The 26,105-nt window shown below is 73.0% G+C and carries 22 protein-coding genes; 10 read left to right on the top strand and 12 right to left on the bottom strand.

Annotated features, from left to right (window positions below):
• Positions 1-89: 89 nt before the first annotated feature.
• A complete protein-coding gene (locus Dvina_RS23285; RefSeq protein ID WP_246656390.1) occupies positions 90-992 on the bottom strand; it encodes an SDR family NAD(P)-dependent oxidoreductase in 903 nt (300 codons plus the stop codon).
• A gap of 81 nt (positions 993-1,073) precedes the next feature.
• On the opposite strand from Dvina_RS23285, the gene Dvina_RS23280 reads away from it, so the two are divergent.
• From Dvina_RS23280 to Dvina_RS23270, 3 genes are all read left to right on the top strand, one after another.
• A complete protein-coding gene (locus Dvina_RS23280; RefSeq protein ID WP_223104576.1) occupies positions 1,074-1,640 on the top strand; it encodes a TetR/AcrR family transcriptional regulator in 567 nt (188 codons plus the stop codon).
• A 187-nt stretch (positions 1,641-1,827) separates the two neighbouring features.
• Complete coding sequence (locus Dvina_RS23275) at positions 1,828-2,640, top strand: NAD(P)-binding domain-containing protein (protein WP_223104575.1); 813 nt, start codon at positions 1,828-1,830, stop codon at positions 2,638-2,640.
• 42 nt (positions 2,641-2,682) lie between these two features.
• Positions 2,683-3,333 (top strand): FKBP-type peptidyl-prolyl cis-trans isomerase, encoded by a 651-nt coding sequence (locus tag Dvina_RS23270; protein ID WP_246656389.1) that lies wholly within the window; start codon positions 2,683-2,685, stop codon positions 3,331-3,333.
• A 32-nt stretch (positions 3,334-3,365) separates the two neighbouring features.
• Here the strand turns inward: Dvina_RS23270 and Dvina_RS23265 are convergent, their stop codons facing one another.
• The gene (locus Dvina_RS23265) at positions 3,366-6,002 is read right to left on the bottom strand and encodes a helix-turn-helix transcriptional regulator (RefSeq protein ID WP_223104573.1); all 2,637 of its coding nucleotides are present in this window, start codon (positions 6,000-6,002) and stop codon (positions 3,366-3,368) included.
• A gap of 192 nt (positions 6,003-6,194) precedes the next feature.
• Here Dvina_RS23265 and Dvina_RS23260 point away from each other — a divergent pair, with 192 nt between their 5' ends.
• Positions 6,195-6,527, top strand: coding sequence for an ArsR/SmtB family transcription factor (locus Dvina_RS23260; protein ID WP_223104572.1), 333 nt, complete (start codon positions 6,195-6,197; stop codon positions 6,525-6,527).
• Here the strand turns inward: Dvina_RS23260 and Dvina_RS23255 are convergent.
• The 6 genes from Dvina_RS23255 to Dvina_RS23230 form a co-directional block, all read right to left on the bottom strand.
• Positions 6,478-8,847 (bottom strand): ATP-binding cassette domain-containing protein, encoded by a 2,370-nt coding sequence (locus Dvina_RS23255; RefSeq protein ID WP_223104571.1) that lies wholly within the window; start codon positions 8,845-8,847, stop codon positions 6,478-6,480. The two genes, Dvina_RS23260 and Dvina_RS23255, sit on opposite strands and share 50 nt — an antisense overlap.
• Positions 8,848-8,857: 10 nt before the next feature.
• Complete coding sequence (locus tag Dvina_RS23250; protein ID WP_223104570.1) at positions 8,858-9,307, bottom strand: pyridoxamine 5'-phosphate oxidase family protein; 450 nt, start codon at positions 9,305-9,307, stop codon at positions 8,858-8,860.
• A complete protein-coding gene (locus Dvina_RS23245; RefSeq protein ID WP_223104569.1) occupies positions 9,304-9,663 on the bottom strand; it encodes a VOC family protein in 360 nt (119 codons plus the stop codon). The genes Dvina_RS23250 and Dvina_RS23245 overlap by 4 nt, the downstream gene beginning before the upstream one ends.
• Before the next feature lie 10 nt (positions 9,664-9,673).
• A complete protein-coding gene (locus tag Dvina_RS23240) occupies positions 9,674-10,561 on the bottom strand; it encodes an ATP-grasp domain-containing protein (RefSeq protein WP_223104568.1) in 888 nt (295 codons plus the stop codon).
• A 99-nt stretch (positions 10,562-10,660) separates the two neighbouring features.
• Positions 10,661-11,647 carry a hypothetical protein gene (locus tag Dvina_RS23235; protein WP_223104567.1) on the bottom strand — a complete coding sequence of 329 codons (987 nt, stop codon included), beginning with the start codon at positions 11,645-11,647 and terminating at the stop codon, positions 10,661-10,663.
• 58 nt (positions 11,648-11,705) lie between these two features.
• Positions 11,706-13,520 carry a WD40 repeat domain-containing protein gene (locus tag Dvina_RS23230; protein ID WP_223104566.1) on the bottom strand — a complete coding sequence of 605 codons (1,815 nt, stop codon included), beginning with the start codon at positions 13,518-13,520 and terminating at the stop codon, positions 11,706-11,708.
• 383 nt (positions 13,521-13,903) lie between these two features.
• Between Dvina_RS23230 and Dvina_RS23225 the strand changes: the two genes are divergently transcribed.
• Positions 13,904-14,500, top strand: a complete 597-nt coding sequence (locus tag Dvina_RS23225; RefSeq protein ID WP_223104565.1) for a nucleotidyltransferase domain-containing protein — start codon at positions 13,904-13,906, stop codon at positions 14,498-14,500.
• Here Dvina_RS23225 and Dvina_RS23220 read toward each other — a convergent pair.
• Positions 14,487-15,128 carry a TetR/AcrR family transcriptional regulator gene (locus Dvina_RS23220; RefSeq protein WP_246656388.1) on the bottom strand — a complete coding sequence of 214 codons (642 nt, stop codon included), beginning with the start codon at positions 15,126-15,128 and terminating at the stop codon, positions 14,487-14,489. The two genes, Dvina_RS23225 and Dvina_RS23220, sit on opposite strands and share 14 nt — an antisense overlap.
• A gap of 56 nt (positions 15,129-15,184) precedes the next feature.
• Between Dvina_RS23220 and Dvina_RS23215 the strand changes: the two genes are divergently transcribed.
• Both Dvina_RS23215 and Dvina_RS23210 read left to right on the top strand, forming a co-directional pair.
• The gene (locus tag Dvina_RS23215) at positions 15,185-15,664 is read left to right on the top strand and encodes a methyltransferase family protein (RefSeq protein ID WP_246656387.1); all 480 of its coding nucleotides are present in this window, start codon (positions 15,185-15,187) and stop codon (positions 15,662-15,664) included.
• A gap of 87 nt (positions 15,665-15,751) precedes the next feature.
• On the top strand, positions 15,752-16,897 hold the full coding sequence (locus Dvina_RS23210) for a hypothetical protein (protein WP_223104564.1): 1,146 nt from the start codon (positions 15,752-15,754) through the stop codon (positions 16,895-16,897).
• A 5-nt stretch (positions 16,898-16,902) separates the two neighbouring features.
• On the opposite strand, the gene Dvina_RS23205 is transcribed toward Dvina_RS23210, so the two are convergent.
• From Dvina_RS23205 to Dvina_RS55255, 3 genes are read right to left on the bottom strand one after another with little or no spacing between them, the layout of a single operon-like run.
• Entirely contained in the window at positions 16,903-18,072 is a 1,170-nt protein-coding gene (locus Dvina_RS23205; protein WP_223104563.1) for an ROK family transcriptional regulator, read from the bottom strand.
• 44 nt (positions 18,073-18,116) lie between these two features.
• Positions 18,117-20,375: a DUF4832 domain-containing protein gene (locus Dvina_RS23200; RefSeq protein ID WP_223104562.1), complete on the bottom strand. Its 2,259-nt coding sequence runs from the start codon at positions 20,373-20,375 to the stop codon at positions 18,117-18,119.
• The gene (locus Dvina_RS55255; protein ID WP_223104561.1) at positions 20,375-22,702 is read right to left on the bottom strand and encodes a fibronectin type III domain-containing protein; all 2,328 of its coding nucleotides are present in this window, start codon (positions 22,700-22,702) and stop codon (positions 20,375-20,377) included. Before Dvina_RS55255 ends, Dvina_RS23200 begins: the two co-directional genes overlap by 1 nt.
• Positions 22,703-22,876: 174 nt before the next feature.
• Here Dvina_RS55255 and Dvina_RS23190 point away from each other — a divergent pair, with 174 nt between their 5' ends.
• From Dvina_RS23190 to Dvina_RS23180, 3 genes are read left to right on the top strand one after another with little or no spacing between them, the layout of a single operon-like run.
• Positions 22,877-23,839 (top strand): carbohydrate ABC transporter permease, encoded by a 963-nt coding sequence (locus Dvina_RS23190; RefSeq protein WP_223105665.1) that lies wholly within the window; start codon positions 22,877-22,879, stop codon positions 23,837-23,839.
• Between the two features lie 7 nt (positions 23,840-23,846).
• Positions 23,847-24,728, top strand: coding sequence for a carbohydrate ABC transporter permease (locus tag Dvina_RS23185; RefSeq protein WP_223104560.1), 882 nt, complete (start codon positions 23,847-23,849; stop codon positions 24,726-24,728).
• Positions 24,729-24,745: 17 nt separating this feature from the next.
• Positions 24,746-26,086, top strand: a complete 1,341-nt coding sequence (locus tag Dvina_RS23180; RefSeq protein ID WP_223104559.1) for an ABC transporter substrate-binding protein — start codon at positions 24,746-24,748, stop codon at positions 26,084-26,086.
• Positions 26,087-26,105 lie beyond the last annotated feature (19 nt).

The following is a 26,105-nucleotide window of genomic DNA, read 5'->3' as shown; positions in this document are numbered from 1 at the left end:
GGGCGTGTTCGGCGGTCTGCGGCTGCTCGGCGAGGGCCGCCCGGGCGGAATGGTGGTCATCGCCGCCCAGGTCTTCGTGGCGGCCTCCGTCACACTCCCGACGGCGTCACGGGCCTGGTTCCGCCCGCCGGCGTGAGCGCGAACCGGACGCCGGTGGCCGCCTCGGCCACGGTCCAGAGCCGCTCGGCCAGCACCGGGTCGTCGGCCGGCGGGACGAGCGCGTCGGCGTACACCCGGTCGTCCGACTTGCGCAGGTGCGGCCCGAGAAAGACGCCGGGCCGGGCATCCGGGCTGACCGCGGCGTAGAGCAGCGCGATGGCGGCCCGCGGCGCCGGACGCCCGATCGCGGCCTGCGCCACGGCCATCAGCGCCCGCGCACCCCGCCCGGGCAGGTCCGAGTTCATCGGCGTGATCGCCAGCCCCGGATGCGCGGTGAGGCTGCGGACCGGCGAGCCCGCCGCCTGGAGCCGCCGGTCGAGCTCGGTGCCGAAGACGAGGTTGGCCAGCTTGGACGCGACGTACGCCCGCCCCTTGGAGTACCCGCGCTGCGCCGCCAGGTCATCCAGCGGGAGCCCGGTCTTCAGCCGCCGGTACAGGTTCGAGCCCACGTGCACGATCCGCGCCCGCCCGTCGGTGCGCATCAGGTCGAGCAGGAGCCCGGTGAGGGCGAAGTGTCCGAGAAAGTTCACGGCGAAGGTGCGCTCGAACCCCTGCGCGCTCAGCTGCCGCGTGTGGCTGCCCAGCCCCGCGTTGTTCACCAGCACGTCGATGCTGCGCCCGTCGGCATGCAGCCGCTCGGCGAACGCCCGCACCGACTCGAGATCGTCCAGGTCGATCGGGATCGCCTCGAATTCGGCCGCCTTGGCCGGCGTGCGAACCGCGGCGATGACGTGCGCACCGGCCTGCTGCAGCTCACGGGCCACGACCTGGCCGAGCCCGCTGCTGGCTCCGGTGACGACGACGGTCCGGCCACGCTGATCAGGGATGTCCATGACACACTCCTCCCGCATCGGATACTTCATCCGCTAACGAGTCCGACCGTAGCACAGCAACGGATGGGTTATCCTCTAAGCGTGCCGCCGCTCACCGACCCCGGCCCCCTGCGCGCCGACTCCGCCCGGGTCCGCGCCCAGATGCTCACCGCCGCCCGCGCCCGCATCCGCGACGGCGACCTGGACCTGCCGATGAACGCGATCGCCAAGGCGGCCGGCGTCGGCGTCGGCACCGCGTACCGCCACTTCCCGACCCGTCAGGCCCTCCTGGAGGCGCTGGCCGCCGAGAGCCTGGCCGCGCTGGTGACCGACGCCGTGGCCGGCGCCGCCGACCCCGACCCGGCCGCCGCCTTCACGGCCCTGCTCCGCAGCGGCCTGCAGCTCCTGCGCGACGACCCGACCCTGGCCGCGGTCCTGTCCTCGACCGAGCCCCCCTGCCTGGCCACGACGACGGCCCTGAACGCCCAGCTCGGCGCCGCCGTCCAGACCACCCTGACCCGGGCCCGAGCCGAGCACGTCATCCGCCCGGACGTCACCGCCGACGACATCCGCCGCCTGATCTGCGGCCTGCAGCACGCCGTGGCCGCCGGCCAGGACGACGCCGCCGAGCGCTACCTGGACATCCTCCTGGCCGGCCTGCGCCCGTAGCGCCCTGCCCGCCGCCGCCCACGCGATGCCGACCGGCATCGATCAGGTGAGCGGTGCGCCGGACCTGCGCCGGCCCCAGCGCGAGCGCCAGGTCGACGGCTCACCCCACGATCCATGCGTGCGGCGCATCGCAGCGATGCCGGACATTTGTTTGTCGCATGCGCCGGCGCTCCCTAGCGTTGCCGGCATGCAGACTGTTGCCGTGCTCGGACTCGGCCGGATGGGCGCCGCGATCGCCGGGCGCCTGGTGGATCAGGGATACGCCGTGCGGACCTGGAACCGCAGCCCGCGGCCGCCGGTGCCGGGCGCCGTTGCGGCCGGATCGGCGGCGGAGGCGTGTGCCGGGGCCGGGTTCGTCGTGACCATGCTTACCGATGCCGCCGCGGTGCTGGCGGTCGTCGGGGCCGCGGACCTGCGGGCCGGAGCCACGCTCATCGAGATGTCGACGATCGGGCCCGACGGCGTCCTGAAGGTCGCCGGGGCGCTGCCGGCCGGGCTGGACATGGTCGACGCCCCGGTCGGCGGGAGTGTCGGGGCCGCGGCCGGTGGGGCACTGCGCATCCTGGCCGGGGGCGATCCGGCGGTGCTGGACCGGGCCGAGACGGTGCTGGCCGCGCTCGGCTCGGTGCACCGCTGCGGGGCGCTCGGGCGGGGTGCGGCCAACAAGCTCGTGCTCAACACGGCAGTGCTGGCCGGGCTGGCCGCGCTCGCCGACGCGCTCGCGGTCGGTGCGGCCCTCGGCATCGCGCGCGAGGACGCGCTCGAGCTGCTCCGGGCCAGCCCGCTCGCCGCCGTCGTCGGCCGGGCGATGGGCGGGCCGGGAGCGGCGTTCGGGGTCGCGATGGCGGCCAAGGACCTCGACCTGGCCCGGGCGGCGGCGGCCGGGGTAGCGCTGCCGGCCGCCGACGGCGCCGCGGAGCTGCTCCGCCGCGCGGTCGCCGCCGGGCCCGCCGACGCCGACGTTTCGGTGCTCATGCACTTCCATGAAGTTCCCAGCTGAGGCGGCGCCACCCGTGCCGGGGCGGTGACTTATCGTGGTCCGGTGAACGTACGCCCGTCTGCACCGACGCCGCTGTCCAAGACCGAGAAGCGCGCCGCCGCCAAGGTGGCGAAGGCCAAGGCGCGCCAGGCCGCCCGGCGCCGGCGAATGCTCGGGATCGCGGGCACCGTCGCGGCCGTCGTCGTGCTGCTGGCCGTCGCGGTGGTGCTGATCGTGCGGTCGATCGACGAACAGGCGCCGGACGCCGCCAGTACCGCCGGCACGCCGACCCCCACCGCCGCGGCCACGACCGAGGCGCCGTTCCCGCAGCTGCCCGCGGGGGCCGACCCGGCGCTCGGGACCAAGCCGGAGGTCAAGGCCGGCACCGGGACCGTGAGCGCGCTGACGAAGACGACGATCATCGAGGGCACCGGGGCGGTCGCGCAGACCGGGCAGACGATCACGGTGAACTACGTGGGCGTGACCTACGCCGACGGCAAGCAGTTCGACGCGTCCTGGGACAAGAAGCAGCCGTTCAGCTTCACGCTCGGCTCGGGCGTCATCCAGGGGTGGAGCGACGGCCTCACCGGGGTCAAGGTGGGCACGCGGATTCAGCTCGACATCCCGTCGAACCTGGCCTACGGCGACAATCCGGAAGGCGGGCGGCCCGCCGGGGCGCTGCGGTTCGTCGTCGACGTGCTGGCTGTCGGCTAGCGCGATTGCCGGCCCCTCGGCGGGTGGCCTGCTCACACGCCGATGCCGAGGCGGACGGCCTCCTTCGCGGCGCTGGAGCGGTTGGCGACGCCGAGCTTGCCCAGCACCGCGGACACGTGGTGGTCGACGGTCTTCACCGCGATGAACAGCCGCTGCGCGATCTCGCCGTTGGTGTGGCCGGCGCAGATCAGCTCCAGGACCTCCCGCTCGCGGCGGGTCAGGCCGGCCGGGTGCGCCCGCGTCGCCGCGCGTGGACCCACCGGGACGCCGCGGACACCGTCCTGGCGCATGCGCCGCCGGCCGGCCCGGGCCGCGGCCGCCGCACCCAGGTCGTCGAGCACGCTCAGGGCTTCCCGCTGGGCCGGCTCGTCGCCGTGGAACAGCCGGACCAGCGCGGCCTCGTACGCCGAGCCGATCTGCTCCCACGCCGCGGCGGCTGCGGCCCACCGGCCGTCGAGCTCCAGCCGGTACGGCTCCGCGTGGACCGGGCTCGTCACCCGCCCGGACCCGGTGCGCCGCAGCCACGCCCCCGCCTCGCCGCGGGCCCACTCGTCGCCGTCGGCGGCGGCGTCCGCGGCCAGCTCCGCCTCCCGCCGGGCCTCGTCGATGCGGCCCTCGAGCCAGCACGCCTCGGCCCGCATGGTGCGCACGTAGAGGATGTACTGCGGGCCCTCGCAGCCGTCGGCGTATCGGGCCGCCTCGTCGAGCGGCTCCCACACGCCGGCGGTGCCGCGCCGGGCCCGGATGACGCCGACGCAGGCGAGCGGGCCGATCCGGTTCAGCGGTGACGCGCTCATCGCGTTGGCCAGCACGTGCCGGCTCAGGTCGAGCGACTCGTCCCAGCGGTCGGTGGCGGCCAGGGTGCTGACCCGCTCGGCCCGGATGCAGGTGCCGAACGTGCGCACGTCGTGCTCGTCGCAGTAGGCGGTGCCGGCCCGGAAGTACTGCTCGGCCTGCGCGTACTCGCGTTTGGTGCAGTGCATGCCGTGCAGGTTGATGTAGGCCCGGCCGACCTGCTCGTCGATGCCGTGGGCCAGCGCGATGTCCAGGCCGCGCCGCATCGGCGTGACCCAGTCGCCGCCGACGATCGCCCGGGAGCAGCCCTCGGTGATGAGCGCGTCGGCCCGGACCGCCGGCAGCTCCAGCGCGACGGCCAGCTCCTGGGCCCGGGCGGCGACGGCGATGGCCTCCTCGTGCCGCTCGCTGACCATGCGGTGCGTGGCCAGTGCGGCGTGGGCCCAGGCCAGCTCGGCGGTCGGGCCCAGCGGCTCCAGCGTGGCCAGCGCCGCCTCGGCCGCGCGCACGGCGTCGGCGCCCCGGCAGTCGTAGCGCAGCGCCGAGGAGAGCCGCCGCAGCGCATCGCCCTCGCGCCGCCTGTCGCCCGCCCGGTGCCAGAGCTCCCGGGCCCGCTCGGCGACCTGGCAGACCCGCGGCCCCCGGTCGACGAGGGACAGCTCGCCGGCGAGCGCGTCATACAGCTCGGCCAGCTCGGCCGGCGGCAGGACATCGGCAAAGCGCAGGGCCCGCTCGTACTGCGCCCCCGCCTCCCGGTGCGAGGCGAGCTCGGACGCGCGGCGGGCCGCCTTCACCGCATACTCGAGCACCGCGGCACCATCCCCGGCCGCCTCCGCGTGATACGCCAGGCGCGCGAACCCGTCGCCGGCCGCCTGCGCCTCGACCGGGAAGGCCTGTGTCGCCCGCCTGCCGTCGGTGCCCAGGTCCCGCAGCGCGGCGAGGATGCGGGTGTGGATCGGGGCCACCCGGTGCTGCGGGATCGCCTGCTCGACCGCGAGCCGGGTCAGCTCGTGACGGAACGTCAGGTGCCCGTCGTCGCCGATCAGCAGGCCGCAGCGGACCAGCTCGTCGAGGACCGCGGGGGCGGCGCCGGACGCGGCGGTCAGCAGCCGCGGGTCGACCCGGTTGCCGATCAGCGCGGCCGTGCCGAGCACCGCCCGCGCCTCGCGCCCGAGCGTGCCGGTCCGGGCCAGCACCACGTCGCGCGCGGAGGCCGGCACCGCCGTCGAGCCGGAGCGCACCACCTCGGTCACGAAGAACGGGTTGCCGCCGGTCAGCCGGTGCAGCTCGGCCGCCTCGAGGCCGCTGGCGCCGGCCAGCTCCTCCACCGCCCGCACCGACAGCGGCGCCAGCCCGATCCGCCGGGTCGTGCGCAGCGTGGCGACGTCGCCGAGCAGCCCGCGCAGCAGGTCGCGGGTCGAGAGGTCGTCGTCGCGGTAGGTGACGATCAGCAGCAGGTGGGCGCTGCGCAGCCGCCGGGCCAGGAACCGCAGCAGGTCGATCGTCGCCTCGTCGGCCCAGTGCAGGTCCTCCAGCACCAGCACGTGCAGCCGGCCCGGCTCGTTGGCCTGGCGCAGCAGCGCCGCGAACAGCTCGTCCCGCGACGCCCGGCCCCGCACCCGCTCGAGCAGCTCGCCGCCGAGCTCGTCGGCGATGTCGAACAGCGGCCCCAGCGGCCGGGGCGTGGACAGCCCGTCGCACATGCCCCACGCCACCCGGGCCGGCGCCACGCTGGCGGCGAACGCCTCGACCAGGCTGGACTTGCCGACCCCGGCCTCACCGCCGACGAGCACGAGCCGGCCGTCCCCGGCGAGGGCCTGCCGTGCGTATTCGGCGAGCGACGCGAGCGCGGAGCCGCGTTCCAGGAGCGTCATGCCGCCATTGTCCGCCACCGGGCCGGTCCCGGCCCGCATCAGATCTCGAGGTTCGTGAGTGCGGTTCGCGTCAGACGCACACCCAGTTGCAGACTTTCGCAGGTCATGAACTGAAAAGGGGGCACGGTGCGCTGGAAGCCCGAATGAGCTGCTAACCTCGGGTTTCCGGCGCCCGGACGGAGGTGGAGCCGCATGTCGGTGCCGCTGTACCAGGCGAAGGCGGAGATGTTCCGCACGCTCGGCCACCCCGTGCGCATCCGGGTGCTGGAGCTGCTGCAGGACGGCCCGCGCCCGGTCCGCGACCTGCTCGCCGAGATCGAGGTCGAGGCGTCGAACCTGTCGCAGCAGCTCGCCGTCCTGCGCCGGGCCGGGCTCGTGACGTCCCACCGCGACGGGGCGCTGGTGATGTACGCCCTGAGCACCCCGGCCGTCGCCGACCTGCTCGCCGCGGGCCGGGCCATCCTGGGCGCGGTCCTCACCGACCGCGACGGCCTCCTCGTGGAGCTGCGCGCCCGGCGGCAGTGACGTACGCCGCCAGGTGCTCGCCGGTGAGCGTCGAGCGGGCCGCGACCAGGTCGGCCGGGGTGCCCTCGAACACGATGCGGCCGCCGTCGTGCCCGGCGCCCGGCCCGAGGTCGATGATCCAGTCGGCGTGGGCCATGACCGCCTGGTGGTGCTCGATCACGATCACCGACTTGCCCGCGTCGACCAGCCGGTCCAGCAGGGTCAGCAGCTGCTCGACGTCGGCCAGGTGCAGGCCCGTCGTCGGCTCGTCGAGGACGTAGATCCCACCCTTGCCGGCCATGTGCGTGGCGAGCTTCAGGCGCTGGCGCTCGCCGCCGGACAGGGTCGTCAGCGGCTGGCCGATCGTGAGGTAGCCGAGGCCGACGTCGGCCAGGCGGGTGAGGATCGCGTGCGCGGCGGGGAGCTCGGCGAAGAAGCCGGCGGCCGTGGTGACGGACATGGCGAGCACCTCGCTGATGTCGTACCCGTCCAGCCGGTACCGCAGCACTGACGCCTCGAACCGCTTGCCGTCGCACTCCTCGCACACCGATGACACGCCGGCCATCATCGCCAGGTCGGTGTACACGACCCCGGCACCGTTGCAGTTGGGGCAGGCGCCCTCCGAGTTGGGGCTGAACAGGGCCGGCTTGACCCCATTGGCCTTCGCGAACGCCTTGCGCACGGGCTCCAGGAGGCCGGTGTAGGTGGCCGGGTTGCTGCGCCGCGAGCCGCGGATGGCGCCCTGGTCCACGTGGACGACGCCGGCCTCGGGCGGGATCGAGCCGGGCAGCAGCGAGCTCTTGCCCGAGCCGGCGACGCCGGTGACCACAGCGAGTACACCCAAGGGAATATCGACGTCGACGTTGCGCAGGTTGTGCGTGTCGGCGCCCCGAATGGGCAGGCTGCCGGTGGGTTTGCGCAGTTGCGTCTTGAGGGCGACCCGGTCGGCGAGGTGCCGGCCGGTGACCGTGTCGCTCGTGCGCAGGGCGGCGACGGTGCCCTCGAACGTCACCATGCCGCCGCCGGAGCCGGCGCCCGGGCCGAGGTCGACGACGTGATCGGCGATCGCGATCGTCTCCGGCTTGTGCTCGATGACGAGCACCGTGTTGCCCTTGTCGCGCAGCCGCAGCAGCAGCTCGTTCATGCGGGCGATGTCGTGCGGGTGCAGGCCGACGGTGGGCTCGTCGAAGACGTAGGTGACGTCGGTGAGCGCCGAGCCCAGGTGCCGGACCAGCTTGACCCGCTGCGCCTCGCCGCCGGAGAGGGTGCCGGCCGGGCGGTCGAGGGAGAGGTACCCGAGGCCGATCGCGACGAACCCGTCGAGCGCATCACTCAGCCCCCGCAGCAGCGGCGCCACCGACGGCTCGCCGAGCCCGCGCACCCACTCGGCGAGGTCGCTGATCTGCATCGCGCAGGCGTCGGCGATGGTGATCCCCTTGATCTTCACCGAGCGGGCCGGTGCGGCCAGGCGGGTGCCGGCGCAGTCGGGGCAGGTCTGGAACGTGACGGCCCGCTCGACGAACGCGCGCACGTGCGGCTGCAGCGATTCCACGTCCTTGGCGAGCACGGTGTGCCGCAGCTTGGTGACCAGGCCCTCGTAGGTGAGGTTGACGCCCTCGGCCTGGATGCGGCGCGGCTCGGCGTACAGGAACTCCTGCAGCTCCTTCTTGGTGAACCTCCGGATCGGCTTGCCGGGGTCGAAGACGCTCTTGAAGATGCGGCCGTACCAGCCGTCCATGCTGTAGCCGGGCACCAGGATGGCGCCCTCGTCGAGGGTCTTGTCGGCGTCGTACAGCTGCGTGAGGTCGAGGTCCGTCACCGAGCCCCGCCCGTCGCAGCGCGGGCACATGCCGCCGGTACGCGAGAAGGTCACCAGCTCTTTCTTCGCATTGCCGCGCTCGACGGTGACCGCGCCGCTGGCCTTCACCGAGGGGACGTTGAACGAGAACGCGTTCGGCCCGCCGATGTGCGGCGTGCCGAGGCGGCTGAACAGGATCCGCAGCATCGCGTTCGCGTCGGTCGCGGTCCCGACGGTCGAGCGCGGATCGGCCCCGAGCCGCTGCTGGTCGACGACGATCGCGGTGGTGAGCCCCTCCAGGCGGTCCACCTCGGGCCGGGCCAGGCTGGGCATGAACCCCTGCACGAAGGCGCTGTAGGTCTCATTGATCATCCGCTGCGACTCGGCGGCGATCGTGCTGAACACCAGCGAGCTCTTGCCCGACCCGGAAACCCCCGTGAACACCGTCAGCCGCCGCTTGGGCAGCTCGATGCTGACGTCCTTGAGATTGTTCTCGCGCGCTCCCTGCACGCGAATCATGTCGTGGCTGTCAGCAACGTTCATCGCTCTCCTCTTACCGCATCCACTCGCCGTCGCGCATGAGGGTGCGCCCGCGCAGTTCGTTTTCCTCGCGCCACGCCTGGATGGTGCTCGGCGTGATCCGGAACCAACGGTAGTGCCCGGGCAGGGTCCGCGGATCGAACCCGCTGCGCCGCGCGAACCGATCCCCGGCCGCGACCGGCAGCGCATCCATCTCGAGCACCTCGACGGCCCCGTCGATCATGACCACGTCGCGGACCAGCCCGAGCCCGAGCCGCACCTGCCGGTTCGCGGCGAGGTTGCGCCCGGTCGGGCTGTCCGCGCCGGTGGCGATGAGCAGCGTCGCGCCGTCCCAGTCGAACGACAGCGGCACCAGGTAGGGCCCGCCGTCGCCCGCGCTGGCCACCCAGACGTCGACGTCGGTGGCCAGCCGGTGCTCGGTATCGGCGCGCCGCTGCGCGCGGGAGCGGGGCTCCGCCGTCACTGCGGGTCTTGGAGCAGCCCGAGCACGTTGCCGTCGACATCGACGACTGTCGCCACGAGCCGCCCCTCGCCGACATCGTGCGCCGCCGTCTTCACCGTCGCCCCGGCCGCCGTGACCTCAGCGATCTTCGCGGCGATGTCGGTCACGTGCCAGTACGCGACGGGCGTGGTGTCGCCGTGTCCCCCGCGCTCGGGCACGAGCCCGATCTGCTGCCCGGCCACCGTGTACCCCACGTAGTAGGGCGAGTCGGCCTGCGGCTGCGTCCCGAGCAGCGCGGTGTACACGGGCTTGGCCTTCTCCAGGTCAGCCACGGGATGCAGGATCGTCTGGACGCCGAGCACTTCAGAGTTCGTCATACCCACGACCCTAGGAGCCCGCACCACCCCGCGCTTCTCGATTCCTGATGTCTTGGCCTTCGGGGGGCGGTTCCCGGCGCCGCTCCCCGCCCGGGCGGACGAAGGCGTGGTCGCGGGCGGCGGCGCGGTGGCGGGGGCCCGCGGCGCGCAGGACCACGTCGAGCACCCGGTCGGGGTCGGCGGCGTAGCAGGTGGAGAACCAGGCCATGTTCGCCTCGACCACGGCCCAGCGCTCGTCCCCCCGGTCGGGGTCGGCGGCCAGCCCGACGTCGACGACGACCGCGCTGGGCAGGCTGCCGGCGCATGCGGCGAGCAGTTCACCGGCGAAGGCGAGCACGGCCGATCGATGTGCGTCGCCGTCGAGCGGTGCCGGGTCGAGCCGGCCGAAGGTGGCATAGCGGCCGGCGGCGTGCACGGTGGCGTCGAGGACGAACAGCCGATACTCGACGACGAACGTGACGACCTCGCTGATCAGGACCGGGGTGTCCGCGGCGAGGCGGCCGGGGCCGGGCAGCCGGCTCCCGTCGGCGTAGACGGCGGCCGGCAGCTCCTTGTCCCGGGGCTGCTTGACGAACGCCGGCGTCCGCGACCACCGCGCCTCACCGAGCGTGCTCAGCACGATGTCACGCCCTCGAAACGCAGCGGGCAGCCCGGGCAGCCAGTCGTCGGCGGGTTCCAGGAGCGCCAGGTCGAGGTCCGCACCGACCGTGGCGGCGAAGGCGGGACCGCCGTAGAGGTGCCCACCATCGCGGCCACGCAGCCGCACCGGCACGCGGCCGTCCGGGCAGGGCTCCACCGCCAGCCCGCGGCGCCGGGCCGCGGCCGCCAGCCGCTCGGCGGTGCTGTCCGGTCGTGGCGGCAGCAGCAGGAAATCGGGTCCGGACACCGCGGCGCTCATGGCGTCATTCTGACCATCGGGCGGGTGGCCGTCGCGGCATTTCCGCGGGAGCGTCCCGCCCGCCGGAGGTAGGGGCGGCCGGGTCCTGACCGGCGCGCGTCACTGCATCGCGGTGGCCGCCGGATGCTCGTACGACTCCGGGCAGCGGAACACGTGCAGCGCGTAGCCGCGGCCGATCTGGACGCCGACGGTGTCCGGGGAGGCGGTCGGGGGCTCTTCGGACGGGCGCCAGGTGCAGTGCGGGCCGTGCCAGTCGCTCGAGGCCGCGGTGAAGGTCAGGGTCATCGCGGCGCCGCAGGCCTCGCAGTCCACCGGGTACGGGTCGGTCAGTGACCAGTTCGCGTGCCCGCCCACCTTCCAGCCCGGCGCCAGCGACAGGTCGGCCTGGTAGCGGGGGTGGTCGGCGTCGCCGCCGTCCCACGCCGTGAGCCGCTCGCGCAGGTCGTCGGGGAGCAGGGCGGCGTACGGGTATTCCCGGACCTGCTCCGGCTGCACCGTGCACGGGATCGGCAGGTACATGTCGCTGACGACCGGCGGTTCGGGCGGTGCCGCACGGAGCGGGTTGATGGCGGCACTGTCTTGCCAGAACAGCAGGACGCGGGGGCTGTAGTGCCGGTCCGCGTGGTCCACCGGGCACCACAGGACCTGCAGCAGGTCGGTGCCGTCCGGGCCGGCGTAGTCGGGGATGTCGCGGCGGTACAGCTGGGCCACGGCGATCGGCGGGATGGGCTCGCCGATGCGGTCGTCGAGCTCCAGCTCATCGGCCGCGTCGAGCTCGGCCCGCTCCTCGGCGGTCAGGAACTCGCCGTCCGGCCGCGGCTCCCGGGCGTCCGCGGCGGCGAGGATCTCCCGGCGGCGGCGCACGGCGGCCGGGGTCGACAGGTTGTACGGCTCGTGCTCCCCCGTCTCGGTGCAGACCGGCCACGGCTCACCGGCCGGCCACAGCAGCGGGCCGCCGACCGAGCTGTCCGCGGCGGTCGGCGCGCCGGGCCGCGGATGCAGGCGGGTGGCGGTGGTGGCGTGGTGCCGCAGCTCGGGAAAGAGCCCGGCGACGTCGAGCGGGCGCGGCGGCGTGGTGCGGGCCATGACAGCGGATCCTATGCCCGCGCCTGCGCGGCGTCGCCTGCCGACAGCGCGTTGGGCACTACGTGAGCGGCGTGGACGGGTCGGCTTCGGTGCCGGGTTGGTCGTGGCGGGTCAGGGCGGTTGCCCGCCAGAACTCGCCGCGCACGGTGCCCGCCTGTTTGTACCGCCCGTCCGGATACAGCACCGCCCAGCCGTCGGCCCACGGCCGTACCGTCGCCGTCGGGGCGCCGTCCGCCGCGCGCCAGATGCGCAGGGTGTGGTCGGCGCCCGCGGTGGCCAGGAAGCGGCCGTCGGGTGACCACGTCACCGACCAGACCGGGCCCAGGTGCGCGTCCAGGACGTGCACCGGTGAGCCGTCCGCGGTCCAGATGCGGGCGGTGCGGTCCTCGCTCGCGGTGGCCAGGCGGGTGCCGTCCGGGGACCAGGCCACCGCGCGCAGGCCACCGGCGTGGCCCTCGATCACCAGGCGCGACTTGTAGTCGGCGGACGCCCAGACGCGGGCGGTGCGGTCGGCGCTCGCGGTGGCCAGGTGCGTGCCGTCGGGCGACCAGGCGACGGCGGCGACGCGGCCGGTGTGGCCGAAGAGGTCGCCGACCTGCTCGGCGTCGATCGTGCGCCAGACGCGGACCGTGTTGTCGGTGCTGGAGCTTGCGATGCGATGCTGGTCCGGCGACCAGGCCACGTCCCAGATGCGGCCCAGGTGCCCGGTCAGCACGGCCAGGGGCCGCCCGCCCGCCTCCCACAGCCGCACGGTGCGGTCGACGCCGCCCGTGGCCAGGAACCGGCCGTCCGGCGACCACGCGACAGCCCAGACCGGGCCGGTGTGGCCGAGCAGGACGGCGGGCGGGCTCGCGGTGTCGGCCGGCCACACGCGGGCCGTGCGGTCCTCGCCGGCCGTGGCCAGGTGCCGGCCGTCCGGTGACCAGGCGACCGCGCGGACCGGGCCGTGGTGGCCGGTGAGCGGCAGGCGCGGGCGGCCGTCGGGGACGTGCCAGACGTACCCGGCCCCGCCCTCCCCGGCGGTCGCGACGTGCGTGCCGTCCGGCGACCACGCGGCCGTCCACAGCCCGCCCGGCGGCGCGGTGAGCACGCGGCTGGAGCCGTCGGCGACGCTCCACAGCCGCACCGTGCGGTCGGCGCCGGCGCTGGCCAGGGTCCGGCCGTCGGGTGCCCAGGCCAAGGACCGGGCCTCGCCCGCGTGGCCGGTCAGGCAGGCGAGCGGCCGGCCGTCCGCGGCCAGCCAGAGCCGGACGCTGTGGTCGGCGCTCGCGGTGGCGATGACCTGGCCGCCGGGCGCCCACGCGACGGCCGCGACGCCGCCGGCGTGGCCGGTGACGGCGCCGAGCGGGAACCCGTCAGCGGCCCGCCACAGCCGCAGGCTGCGGTCGGTGCCGCCGGTCGCGAGCACGGCGCCGTCGGGCGACCAGGCCACCGACCAGATCGCGCCGGTGTGGCCGGTGATGGTGCCGGCCAGGGTGCCGTCGGCCCGCCAGACCCTGGCCGTGCCGTCGGTGCTGGCCGTGGCGAGGTGGTGGCCGTCGGGCGACCATTGCACGTCGCGTACCCAGTCCGCGTAGCCGGTAAGTGTCGCCTCGTGGGTGCCGTCGGCGCGCCACAGCCGGACCGTGTGGTCCTCCGCCGCCGAGGCCAGCCGCCGGCCGTCCGGTGACCAGGCGACGCGGCGGACCGGATCGTCGTGGCCCTCCAGGACGTGCAGCGGCGCCGCGTCGGCGACCCGCCAGAGCCGCACGGTGTTGTCCTCGGCCCCGCTCGCGAGCAGGCGGCCGTCGGGCGACCAGGCGACGGTGGTGACCGCGCTGCTGTGCCCCCGCAGTGTCCGCACGGGCACGCCGTCGGCGCGCCAGATCTGCACGCCGGCCTCGGCCGCCACCGCGAGATACGCGCCCGTCGGGTCGTAGCCGACGTCTGCGCCCGGAGGAGCACAAACCTCAAAAGCCGAGGATTCGGATTCCGGGGCCGCTTCGCTCCCGCCCCGGGCAAGGGGGCTCCCGCCCCCTGGACCCCCTGCGGCAATCGTCACCGGGAGACTCCCCTCCGCGACCACCGGCTCGGGCCTGTCCACAATGGTGGGACCGATCCGCAGCGCCCCGCTGCGCGCCCTGCCCGGTCCGCGGCTCCCAGATCGGTCCCAAGCCGGTAGCTCATGAGCACACCCTATTGGTTCCCGGCGCCGCCCCGGCTTTGTACAACGTTCAACTGTGTATGCTCCGGGCGTGGGCCGGTACCGTGGCCGGCATGACACCCGCCGTCGACGCCTGGGAGCCGTGGCGCCCGGAGGCGTTGCCGGAGCGCCTCGAAGGGCTGTCGGTGCCGTGGTGCGTCGCCGGAGGCTGGGCGCTCGACCTCTTCCGCGGCGCGCAGACCCGCGACCACGGCGACCTCGAGTTCGCCGTCCCCCACGGACGCTTCGGCGAGGTGGCGCCGCGGTTCCCGGAGTTCGACTGGTTCGTCCCGGTCGACGGCGTCCTCGTCCCCGCCGACGAGGACACCCTCGCGGCCGAGCACCAGACGTGGGCCCTGGACCGGGCGGCCGGGTGCTGGCGGTTCGACGTGTTCCGTGAGCCGCACGACGGTGACGTGTGGGTGTGCCGCCGCGACCCGGAAATCCGCCGGGCCTACACCGACCTCATCGCGTTCGACGGCGCCGGGCTGCCGTACATGGCGCCGGAAGTGGTGCTGCTGTTCAAGGCCAAGGCCGTGCGCGACAAGGACGTCCGCGACTTCCGGACGACGCTGCCGCTGCTCGACGCCGGCCGGAGACAGTGGCTCGCCGACAGCCTCGCGCGGGTACACCCGGATCATCCGTGGCTGGAGGCCATCAGCGCGGCGTGAGGACGGCGGCGGCCACGGTGTCGACGTACCACTGCTCGAAGCGCTCCACCGGCCAGCCCCGCTGCCGCACCAGCCAGTCGTAGTTGCGCACGTCCATCGCCAGCCACAGCACGTCGACGACGGCGTCCCGGGTGCGGTCGGGGCGCAGCTCGCCGGTCGCGGCCAGGTCGGCGGCGAACATCGTCATGCCGGCGCGGCGCTCGTCGGCGTTCTTCTGCCAGATGGCGGCGGCGTCCGGGTCGGCGGTGGCGGCGGTGGCCAGGGCGAGCATCATCTGAGCCAGCCGGGCGTGGGTCTCGGCCAGGTGCCGGGCGTAGCGGGCCAGCTTCGAGCGGGCGTCGGGCAGCGCCTGGATGTCGGCGACGAACTGGCGCCCGGCCAGCGCCACCGGCTCGTCGTCGCCGGCCACCGTGACGTCGACCAGGGCCGAGAGCAGCGCCTGCTTGGTGCCGAACGTCTTGTACACCGTCTGGATCGCCACCCCGGCCGAGGCCGCGACCGCGGTCAGGGGTGTGGCCGCATATCCGGGCGTCACGAACAGCTCGGCCGCCGCGTCGAGGATCGCCCGCCGGGTCCGCCGGGCCTGCTCCTGCCGGTATGACGACTCGTACCGCCTCTTGACAGCCACCGGCCGAGTGTAGTGCTCTATTAGTTAGAGCATACCACTACCGAAATGAGGCGACCATGGCGACCGATGCGGAGGTGCGGCGCGGTGCCCGGGTGTTCCCGATCCCGCCGCCCATGTACTACGCGGCCGGCCTCGTCGCCGGCGCCCTGCTCGACACCGCTGCCCCACTGCCGCTCGGCGGCCGTCCGGCCACGACCGTCGCCGGCCTCGCGGTGATCGCCCTCGGCGCGGTGCTGGCCGCGTCCGCCGTGGCCGCAGTGGTCCGCCACCGGACGACGATCGTGCCCCACCGCCGCGTCGCCACCCTGCTCACCGAGGGCCCGTACCGCCTGTCGCGCAACCCGATGTACGCCGGCCTGGCCGTCGTCTACACAGGAGTGGCACTGCTGATCGGCTCCTGGTGGCCGCTGATCCTGCTCCCCCTCGCCCTGACCGCCGTGCAGCTCATCGCGATCCGCCCGGAGGAGCGCTACCTGGCGACCCGCTTCCCCACCGAGTACGCCGCCTACCGCGCCCGCGTGCGCAGGTGGCTCTGAGCACCGCAACGACGGCGGATGGGCGGTCGCCGGGTGGATGGTCGCTCAGCCGTGCGAACGTTCCATTCCGGATCGCACCCTGCTTCCATGGCCGCTATGGATGACGGCGACGGCACGTTTGCGGCCGAGATCGTGGAGGCGGACGCCGCGCGGGGGATCGCGAAGGCGGTCGGCGCCCGGCACTCGATCGCCCGGCGGTACGTCATGCGGGTCCGGCGGCGCAATCCGGACGCGACCCCGGCCGAGGTGATCGGGCTGCTGGAGCGGCACTACGTCACCGCGATCAGCGCCGCGGGGGCGGTCGTCACCGCCGGGACGATCGCGGCCGACATCGGGATCGCCATGATTCCCGTCGCCGGTGCGGCCGCGGCCGGGGCCAAGCACGCCGGGCGGCAGGCGTTGAAGCGGGCGGGCAAAGAGGTGGCCGTCGGGGCCGCGCGGAAGGCTCGGGCGCTGCTGCCGGCGGGCGACCAGCAGCTGCAGTTCGAGCTCACGGCGATCTTCGGGCTGGCCGTCGCCGACATCCACGGCTGGGAGCTCGACCGGGACCAGGCCCACGCCCTGGTGCTCGGGCTGTCCAACGAGCGGGTCAGCCAGCAGCAGATCGCGGCCATGGCCAAGGACGTCGCCACCGTGGCGGCGGACGGGGCGCTCGGCGCCGGGCCCGCCATCGCGGCCGGGCGGGACGACTGGTCGCACTGGGCGGGCACTCTGGCGACGATGCTCCCCGCGGGCGCGGCGCAGAGCCTCGTCGGCACCATCGAGACCGGCCGGCTCGACGCCGTGCGCCAGAGCCTCAGCGGCCGGCAGCAGGCGGCCGTCGGGTACGGGGTGGGGGCCCTGACCGGGGGCGTCACCCGGTTCCTGTTCGGGCGGGAGGTCGTCGAGGCGGCCCGTGAGGCGTTCCCCGCGGCCCCCGAGCGGTTCCCGGCGCACCTGGCCGCGGCCGTGAAGGCGAGGACCGGCGACGACGCCGAGGCCGAGCCGAACCGGGCCCTGGCCGCCCTGGAGGACGCGGCGAAGGCGACCGGCACCTGGATCTCCGGCGCCGCCTCCACGGCGGGTGCGGGCGTGGCGAGCGCGGCCGGTGCGGTGACGCGCCCGTTCCGGCGGGTCGACCGGGACGGCGACGGCGTTGCCGATGCGCCGCCGGCCCTCACCGCGGTGAAGGGCGTGGCCGGGAAGGCCGCTTCGCTGTTCAGGTCCCGGAAAAGCCCTGACCCGACGGGCTGACCGCGCTACTCGCGGCGGGGGGCGATCGGGGCGCTGAGGCCGGCGGTGAAGAGGCGGCGGTCGACCTCGTTCAGGGCCAGGCGCAGGGCGCCGAGCGCCACCGAGTCGGCGCCGAGCGTGGAGGCGCGCACGTCCGGCACGCGCAGGCACAGCTTGGCCAGCTCGCGCTGCAGCGGCTCGAGGACCAGGTCGGCCGAGCGGGAGAAGCCGCCGCCGAACACCACGACCTGCGGGTCCAGTGCGAGCACGAGGGCTGCGGTACCGATGGCGATGTCCTTCACATAGCGGGTGACGGCGGTGCGGGCGTCGCGGTTGCCGGCCCGGGCCGCGTTGAACACCCAGGCCGCGGCGTCGTCCGGGCCCACGGTCGCGGGGACGCCGGGGCAGCGCTGGAGGTGCTCCGGCGCGGTCAGCCAGCGCACGGCCTTGAGTGCTCCGATCTCGCCGGCGGCGCCGCCGTAGCCGCGGCGCAGGACGCCGTCGATGATGAGCCCCGCGCCCATGCGCATGCCGGCCAGCAGGAAGACGATGTCGTTGGCGTCGCTGGCCGCGCCCTGCCAGCGCTCGGCCAGGGCGGCCAGCTTGCAGTCGTTCTCGACGATGATCGGGCAGGCGAAGCGGTCGCTGAGATGGGCCGGCAGGTCGACGCTGTCCCAGCCGGGCATCGGCGAGAACAGCGTCGTGCGGCCGCTGGCGTCGACCGGGCCGGTGACGCCGACGCTCACCGCCCAGATGTCCTCGGCCGTCTTGCCGGACTCCCGCAGGATCTCGGCCAGCACCTGGTCCAGGGCGGCCAGGCGCTCGGCCGGCCCGGCGTCGGCGGCGACCGAGCGGCGGGCCGTGTGGGTGACGTCGCCGTCGAGGTCGGCCAGCAGCGCCAGCACCTTGTGGCCGCCGACGTCGACGCCGATGACGTGCCCGGCGGTGGCGCGGAAGCGGTAGCGGCGGGCCGGGCGGCCCACGACGCTGCTGGCACCCGGCTCGACGACGGTGGCCCAGCCGCCGGTGACCAGGCCCTGCGCGATCACGTCGACCGCGGGGCGGGACAGGCCGGTCAGCTTGGCCAGCTCGGTGACGGTGGCCGGGGGCTGATCGCGCAGCGCCCGGACCACCGTCAGCGAGTTGAGCTCACGCAGCCGTGACAGGTCGGTCCCGGTGATGACCTGATCGGCCACGGTCTGCCCCTCCAGCTGTCCAATAACGCTACGAACTTTACAAACTACTCCTGGAAGCTGATGCTGTCGACGGTGACCGTACCGCTGCCGCCGTACCAGAAGCCCAGTGCCAGCTGCGCCGGGCTCGCCCGGTTGACGCCGTTGGCCGGCATCGGCACCCGGATGTCCTGATACGACGTGGTGATCGCCGGATGGGCACCGCCGTCAAGGACGAAATCCCCGAACACTTTGGTGGTACCGCCGATGCTCAGGCTGAAGTGCGCCTGCTCCCCGCCGGCCGCGCCCTTGATGCGCACGACGAGGTAGGTGTAGGCGGACAGGTCCGTGCCGACGTCCGAGCCGAACCAGCCGCAGTTGCTGTACTGCAGCGTCAGCGCACCGCCGGACACGACACCGTTGCCGCCGCCGTTGCCGAAGCAGTTGCCGCCCGTCCACCGGCCCAGGTCGTTCTTGGCCGCCGACGGGTAGGCCGGCGCGCCGTCGAAGTCGTCCAGGACGAGGCCCACCGGCGGTGGGGTGACCACGACGACCGTCAGGCTGACGGTGTTGCTGGGCGGCGAGTCGTACCCGGCGGCATCGCGGGCCGTCACCGTGTAGGTGTGCGTCCCGGCGGGCACGCCGGTGTCGGTGTACGTCGTCCCGGTCGGCGACGCCAGCGGTGCGCCGTCGCGGTACAGCCGGTAGCCGGTGACGCCGACGTTGTCCGTGGCCCCGCTCCACGACAGCGACGCGGTGGTGCCGTTGAGCGAGCCGGTGAGTGCCGGCGCGGTCGGCGGCGTGCAGTCGCCGGTGCAGGCGCCTACGGTGACCGCGTTCGCCAGCACGTTGTAGCCCTTGGCCGCATCCCACGTCCCGACGTCGGCCAGCCGCACCGAGTAGGCCGGGGTGTTGCGCAGGTTCGCGGCCTGGTCGGGCAGCCACAGGGCCAGCCGGTACGAGCCGCCGGCCATCGCCGGGAGCGTGACGGTCTGGGTGGGGACGCTCACGGCGCCCGGCTTCCAGGTGCGCGGGTCGACACCGGGAAGCGCGACGTTGTACCGGTTGGTGCCGTTGTCGAACACGAGGTACACGGGGCGGGGTTTGATGATGCCCGCGTAGCCGTCGTTCACCAGGTGCGCCGAGAACGTGAACGCCGAGCCGGGCGCGGCCGGCGTGCTGAACGTGGCGTCGGTGAGCCGCAGGCGGTAGCCGAGCTTGCGCTGGATGCGGTGGTACAGCGTCTCGGCCGGGTCGGCCCCGGAGGCCGCCAGATCGGCGTGCTTCCAGATGTCGGTGTTGACCGCCGCGTAGTCCGCGTTGATCTCGGTCCAGTGCTGGTGCGACAGCTCGTACTGCGCGTTCACGCCGGCCGCGTCGTTGCCGCCGCTGGCGTTGCACGTCTCCCCGCCGACGATCTTGTTGCCGCCGGTCGAGGTGGCGTAGTCGTACACCCACTGCTTCTTCTGGGCCACGTCGAACCAGCCGAGCCACGAGTTCTGGTCGTACGTCCCCATGTCGGCCGCGTCCGCCAGGAAGCAGTCGTCGTGGAAGCCGAGCCGGTCGAGGTCCTGGGTGCTCAGCAGGCAGTTGTCCGGCAGCGGGCACCCGGGCGGCGGCGCGGTGCGCCTGGCGAACTCGTAGGTGAAGATGGGGTAGCGGATGGCGACCGGGAGGTTCGCCGGGGTGGCGGCCAGCAGCTTCTTGACGAGGCGGTAGCGGACCGGCGCCTGGCTCTCCTCGGACGCGGCGGTGTAGGGGCTCTCGTGCCACTCACCCCAGGCGCCGAAGAACCCGGCCTCCAGGTGCATGATCACGTCGGCGTTGGCGGCCAGCACCGGTGCGAGCTGGTCGATGTGTCGCTCCATCTGCGCTTCGGTGACGGCGGAGTACCCGTCCCAGACATACGCCGTCCGCAGCACGATCTTGAGCCCCTGCGCCCGGATCGCCGCCAGGCCGCTTGTCAGGTTGTCCAGCAGCGCCTGCGGCAGGTCGGTGGTCTGGTACTTGTCGAGGTGCAGGTAGGAGTGGATGAGCGTATCGCCGTCCGCCCTGGCCCGGGCGAAGGTGCGGTCGAGCATGTCCGGGTTGAAGCCGGGGATCGTATTGCTCGCGTAGTCGTTGACGGCCGGGTCGTTGATGATCTCGTAGCGGTTGTGGAAGCCCCGCTCCGGGTTGGTGAGGACGGTGCTGGAGTCGCCGGTGTAGGCGACGGTGGCGGTGGCCGCGGCGGCCGGGGCTGCGCTGAAGACCAGCGCAGCCGGGCCGGAGAGGGCCAGGGCGGCCGCCGCCACGGCGGCCGCCCGGACCCGAACGGTGAGCTGCATCAGTTGCTGAAGGAGAAGCTGTCGATGGACACGGTGGAGTTGCCGCCGAACCAGAAGCCCATGGCGAGCTGGGCCGGGCCGGTGCGGCTGATCCCGTTGGCGGCCATCGGGATCCTGATGTCCTGGTAGGCGGTGGTGATGGCCGGGTGGCCGCCACCGTCGAGGACGTAGTCGCCGAAGACCTTCGTGGTGCCGCCGAGGCCGAGGTTGAAGTGGGTCTGCTCGCCTCCGGCCGCGCCCTTGATCCGCACGACGAGGTAGGTGTACTGCGACACGTCCTGGTTGACGTCGGAGCCGAACCAGCCGCAGTTGTTGTACTGCAGCACCAGCGCCCCGCCGGACACGGCCCCGTTGCCGCCACCGTTGAGGAAGCAGTTGCCGCCGGTCCAGTGGCCGAGGTCGTTCTGCGCCGCCGACGGGTAGGCGGGCGTGCCGTTGAAGTCGTCGACGATCAGCCCGGTCGGCGTGCTCGTCGCCGACGTGGTGACGCTCAGCGCCGACGAGGCCGCCGAGGTGTTCCCGGCCGCGTCATACGCCTGGACGGTGTACGTGTACGCCGTCGACGCGGTCAGGCCGGTGTCGGTGTACGACGTCGAGGCGGCCGTGCCGACCTGGACCCCGCCGCGCAGCACCCGGTAGCCGGTGACGCCGACGTTGTCGGTCGACGCGTTCCAGCTCAGCGAGACGCTGGTGTCGGTCCTGGCCGGTGCGGTGAGGCCGGTCGGCGCGGACGGCGGGGTGGTGTCGCCGCCGGTGGAGCCGCCGACGCCTATCGCGCCGAGGCCCAGCCAGCCGTCGGCGTTTTGGGTGGCGTTGCCGAAGCGCAGCTTCTTCGCGGCCGGGCTCAGCGCCTCCAGGGGGTTCTTGACCCGCAGGACGAGCTGGTAGGAGCCGTTGGCGACGCCGGAGAGGCTGACGTTGGACTGGAAGTACTGCGGGTAGCCGAAGTCGAGGTACGTCGGGTCGGCGCCGAGGTTCCAGTCGGGGAAGGCCCGGATCTTCAGGGGTTGGACGGTGCGCAGGTCCCAGGGGGTGTCCCAGGTCTTCACGACGGTGCCGGCGGAGTCCTTGAGGCCGAGGGTGACGGTCCACGGGTAGTAGAAGGGGGCCACGCCGTTGTTGGCGAGGGTGACGCCGACGGTGGCGGTGCCGGAGACGCTGTTCTGGTAGTAGGCGTGCGTGGCGCTGAGGTCGTAGCCCATGAGGCGCACGGCCGCGGCGACGTTCGGGTCGCCCGGCGCGTAGCTCTGACTCGTCTGGTTGATCTTCCAGGTGGTGTGCTCGAGCTCGATGCACGCCTTCATGTTGTCGACCTGGCCGGAGCCGCCGGGCCAGGACGTGAACGCCGAGCTCTGGATCTCCGGGCGGACCTCGCCGCCCATCGAGTCGGTGATCCACTTGTTTTCGACGCCCATGTTGAGGGCCCGCTGCAGCTGCGCGTAGTCGGCGCCGCCGAGCGACTGCGGCAGTGTCACGCCCTTGAGCGGTGAGCCCTCCCGGTAGCAGAACGAGTCGTCGTGGTAGCCGATGTCCTTGGTGTTCGCGGCACCGCCGGCCGAGTCGGGGTAGCGGATCTCGAGCTTCGTCCGGCTGAAGGCGTTGTCGAACGCGGTGACGATCTGCGCCGCGTGGGCGTCGGTCGGCATCAGGTTCGGGTAGCCGTCGGCGGTGTCGGTGTCGAACGGCCACGTGTGCCACTCGCCCCAGAGGCCGACCAGGCCGAGGTTGATGAAGCCGATGCGCGGGTCGCCGTCGTAGCGGGCGCCGAGCGCGGCGATGAAGTTCTGCACCGCGGTGAGCAGGTAGGCGCTGTCGTAGTCCGGGGAGACGGTGCCCCAGTAGGTGTTGTTGCGGTAGGTGACGTGCCCGTCGAAGCAGTGCGGGATCGCGTTGCCCGGGTGGCTGCCGGTGCCGCCGGGGTACTCCATGTAGAAGCGGATGGCGGCCTGGTTGCCGTACGAGGCGATCTCGTTCAGCGCGTTGTCGACGATGGACCAGTTGTACGTGGAGCAGTCCGTCGCGCTCGTCATGACCTCGGACAGCCCGAAGTAGCTCCAGGCGAGCGAGCGCGGATAGCCGGAGTTCTGGTTGTCGCCGGGGAAGTAGAAGCGGGCGAAGCCCTTGAGCGGGTTGTCCAGCGGGCTCGGGGCGGCGGTGAGCGGGTGGTCGGTGAGCGCCGGGCTCGGGGTGGCCGGGGCGGCGGGCCGGGCCGGGCGGCCGGCGGGGGCCGCGGTTGCGGGTGGCGGTGCGAACACGAGCACGGCACTGGCGGCGACCGCGCAGAGTGCGGCGGCGCGCACGAGGCGCCGACGCAGGGGTGTGCGCATGGATGGACCTCCGGTTTCAGGGGTTCGGAGTGTCCTCGTATGTTGAATCGATACGAGGAGGTGTTGACAAACTTTCCATGAGCTTCATCATTATTAGCGGCCGGACACCCCCCGCCGCAAGACACCAAATCTTGAAGATCTTCGATAACCCGGAAGCGAGGTCGGATCGTGACGATGCGCAACGCCGCGGCGCTGCCCACGGCCGTGCCGCCGGACCGTGCCCCCGCCCGCACGGTCGCCGAACCGGACCCGCCACCCCGGCGCCGGGCCAAGGACGACCGCCGGGTCGCCTGGCTGTTCCTGCTGCCGGTGCTCGTCGGCTTCGCCGTGTTCTACCTGTACCCGACCGCCAGGGGCATCTGGTATTCGGTAACCGACTACAGCCTGCTCAACACCCCGAGCTTCGTCGGCGCCGACAACTACACCGAGCTGGTCGCCGACACCAAGTTCTGGGACTCGCTGAAGGTCACCGTCTACTACGTGGTGCTGAACATCGGCTCGCAGACGCTGCTCGCGCTCGTCGTCGCCGCGCTCATGCACCGGCTGACCCGCTCGACGGTGCTGCGCGCGACGATGCTGCTGCCCTGGCTGGTGCCGAACGTGACGGTGGCCCTGATCTGGATGTGGCTGCTCGACGCCAACCTGGGCTTCGCCAACCACCTGCTCGGCCTGGTCGGCATCGACTCGCTCGGCTACCTCAACTCGCCGACCTGGGCCATGCCCTCGGTCGCGCTCATCAACACGTGGGCCTACACCGGGTACACCGCGCTGCTGCTCTACGCCGGCATGCTGCAGATCCCGCAGCACCTGTACGAGAGCGCGGCGCTCGACGGCGCCGGCGAGCTGCGGATGTTCGGCCGGATCACGCTGCCGCTGCTGCGCCCGATCCTGGCCCTGGTGCTCGTGGTGTCGCTGATCGGCTCCTTCCAGATCTTCGACACGGTCGCGGTGGCCACGAAGGGCGGCGGGCCGGCCGGGGCGACACGGGTCATCTACTACTTCATCTACGAGCAGGCGTTCCGGTACTTCCACATGGGCTACGCCGCCGCGGCCGCGATGGTGCTCGTGCTCATTCTCGGCGTGCTCACGTTCGTCCAGATGCGCCTGCTGCGCGCCTCGAACTCCGACCTGAACTGAGGATGCGATGACCCGCCGCTACTCCCCGGGCCGCGTCCTGGCCTGGCTCGTGCTGCTCGCGTTCCTGGCGCTCACGATCGTGCCGTTCTACTGGATGATCCGCACGGCGATCACCCCGGCCGCCGATATCTACACCGACAGCACGTCGATCGTGCCGGCGCACCCCACGATGATCAATTTCTGGCGGGTGCTGGGGCTCGTCGACGCCCGGACCGCGCGCGCGGCCGGGGGCTCCGGAGCACAGATCAACTTTGTGCGGTACACCCTCAACTCCATCGTCTACAGCGCACTCATCGCCGGCGTCCAGACCTTCTGCTGCGCGATGGCCGGATACGCCTTCGCCCGCCTGCGCTTCCCCGGCCGGGACCTGGTCTTCGGCATCATCATCGCGGCCCTGATGGTCCCGCCCATCTTCACGCTGCTGCCCAACTTCACGCTCGTGAAGAGCCTCGGCGCCATCGACACGTTCTTCGGCATGGTCGCCCCCAGCCTGCTCATGACCCCGTTCGCGGTGTTCTTCCTGCGCCAGTTCTTCCTCTCCATCCCGCGGGAGGTCGAGGAGGCCGCGATCATCGACGGGGCCGGCCGGTGGGGCGTGTTCTGGCGGGTCGTCGCGCCGATGAGCCGCGGGCCGCTCATCACCATCGCGCTCACCACTGCGGTGTGGGCGTGGAAGGACTTCCTGTGGCCGCTGCTCGTCGGCCGCGGGGAGCAGACCCGGGTGCTCACCGTGGCCCTCGGGGTGTTCAACCAGCAGTCCCCCAACACCCAGCCGGACTGGACGGGGCTCATGGCCGCCTCCACGCTGTCCGTCCTGCCGGTCCTCGCCCTGCTCCTCTTCCTGGGCAAGCGGCTTGTGCAGTCCCTGAACTTCACCGGCATCAAGTGATCCTGAAAGGGCATCCCATGTTGAAGCGATCCCGCACGGCGGCCGTCATCGCCGCGGCGCTCGCCTTACCGCTGCTGCACGCGTGCACCGACAGCGGGTCCGGCGCCGACAGCGGCGGCAAGGTCACGCTCGAGTACTGGCTGTGGGACGACAAGCAGCAGCCGGCCTACCAGGCGTGCGCCGACGAGTTCACGAAGGCCAACCCCGGCATCAGCGTCAAGATCTCCCAGACCGCGTGGGCGCAGTACTGGCAGAACCTCACGACCCAGCTCGCCAGCGGCAGCGCGCCCGACGTGTGGACCGACCACGCGTCCTACTACCCGCAGTTCGTGACCAGCAACCAGATCCTGGACATCCAGCCGTTCGTCGACCGGGACAAGGTCGACCTCAAGCAGTACCAGGGCGGCCTGGCGGATCTTTTCGTCAAGGACGGCAAGCGCTACGGGCTGCCGAAGGACTGGGACACCATGGCCCTGGTCTACAACACCAAGCTCGCCGGCGACGCGACGGGCCTGGACAAGCTCACCTGGAACCCCACCGACGGCGGCTCGTTCGAGCAGGCCATCGCGAAGGCCACGGTGGACGCCAACGGCAAGAACGGCCTCGACCCGGCCTTCGACAAGACGAAGGTGAAGGTGTACGGGTTCCTGCCCGAGTGGGGCGACGGCTCGCAGGGCCAGAACGGCTGGGGCGACCTGGCCGTGTCCAACGGGTTCACGTACCTCGACAAGAACCCGTGGGGCACGAAGTACAAGTACGACGACCCGAAGCTCGCCGAGACCATCACCTGGTTCAAGCACATCACCGACGCCGGGTACGCGCCGAAGTACGACAAGACCTCGACCCTCGGCCGCGACGCGGTGATGGACGCCGGCCAGGCCGCGTTCACCATCGTGGGCTCGTGGACCATCAACTCGTACCTCGGCATCGGGGCCAAGCAGGCCTACGCGTTCGCGCCGCTGCCGAGCGGCCCGACCGGCCGCAGGACCGCCATCAACGGGCTGTCCGACGCCATCTACGCCGGCACCAAGCACCCCGCTGAGGCGTGGGCGTGGGTCAGGTTCCTCGGCTCACCGGCGTGCCAGGACATCGTCGGCGAGAAGGCTGTCGTCTTCCCGGCCATCAAGTCCGCCGCCGACAAGGCCCTGGCCGCTCACAAGGCCGCCGGCCGCGACGTGCACGTCTTCACCGACGAGGCGGCCGCGTCCGGCGGGACGTTCTTCCTGCCCATCACCGACCACGGCAACGAGGTCAGCCAGATCGTCCAGGACACCCTGCAGGGCGTGATCCTCGGCCAGACCTCCCCGGCCGACGGCCTGAAGAAGGCCAACGACCAGGTGAACGCGCTCTTCAAGTAGTTCTGCTCTTCACTCGTTA

The organism is Dactylosporangium vinaceum (assembly GCF_019904175.1).
In the GTDB taxonomy this organism is placed as follows: Bacteria; Actinomycetota; Actinomycetes; order Mycobacteriales; family Micromonosporaceae; genus Dactylosporangium; species Dactylosporangium vinaceum.
This window is presented reverse-complemented; position numbering and strand designations above follow the sequence as displayed.

Coding starts and splice junctions, on each gene's coding strand:
- Dvina_RS23285 (WP_246656390.1), bottom strand. CDS start 992: ATGGACATCCCTGATCAGCGTGGCCGGACCGTCGTCGTCACCGGAGCC.
- Dvina_RS23275 (WP_223104575.1), top strand. CDS start 1,828: ATGCAGACTGTTGCCGTGCTCGGACTCGGCCGGATGGGCGCCGCGATC.
- Dvina_RS23265 (WP_223104573.1), bottom strand. CDS start 6,002: ATGACGCTCCTGGAACGCGGCTCCGCGCTCGCGTCGCTCGCCGAATAC.
- Dvina_RS23260 (WP_223104572.1), top strand. CDS start 6,195: ATGTCGGTGCCGCTGTACCAGGCGAAGGCGGAGATGTTCCGCACGCTC.
- Dvina_RS23255 (WP_223104571.1), bottom strand. CDS start 8,847: ATGAACGTTGCTGACAGCCACGACATGATTCGCGTGCAGGGAGCGCGC.
- Dvina_RS23245 (WP_223104569.1), bottom strand. CDS start 9,663: ATGACGAACTCTGAAGTGCTCGGCGTCCAGACGATCCTGCATCCCGTG.
- Dvina_RS23240 (WP_223104568.1), bottom strand. CDS start 10,561: ATGAGCGCCGCGGTGTCCGGACCCGATTTCCTGCTGCTGCCGCCACGA.
- Dvina_RS23235 (WP_223104567.1), bottom strand. CDS start 11,647: ATGGCCCGCACCACGCCGCCGCGCCCGCTCGACGTCGCCGGGCTCTTT.
- Dvina_RS23225 (WP_223104565.1), top strand. CDS start 13,904: ATGACACCCGCCGTCGACGCCTGGGAGCCGTGGCGCCCGGAGGCGTTG.
- Dvina_RS23215 (WP_246656387.1), top strand. CDS start 15,185: ATGGCGACCGATGCGGAGGTGCGGCGCGGTGCCCGGGTGTTCCCGATC.
- Dvina_RS23210 (WP_223104564.1), top strand. CDS start 15,752: ATGGCCGCTATGGATGACGGCGACGGCACGTTTGCGGCCGAGATCGTG.
- Dvina_RS23200 (WP_223104562.1), bottom strand. CDS start 20,375: ATGCAGCTCACCGTTCGGGTCCGGGCGGCCGCCGTGGCGGCGGCCGCC.
- Dvina_RS55255 (WP_223104561.1), bottom strand. CDS start 22,702: ATGCGCACACCCCTGCGTCGGCGCCTCGTGCGCGCCGCCGCACTCTGC.
- Dvina_RS23190 (WP_223105665.1), top strand. CDS start 22,877: ATGCGCAACGCCGCGGCGCTGCCCACGGCCGTGCCGCCGGACCGTGCC.
- Dvina_RS23185 (WP_223104560.1), top strand. CDS start 23,847: ATGACCCGCCGCTACTCCCCGGGCCGCGTCCTGGCCTGGCTCGTGCTG.
- Dvina_RS23180 (WP_223104559.1), top strand. CDS start 24,746: ATGTTGAAGCGATCCCGCACGGCGGCCGTCATCGCCGCGGCGCTCGCC.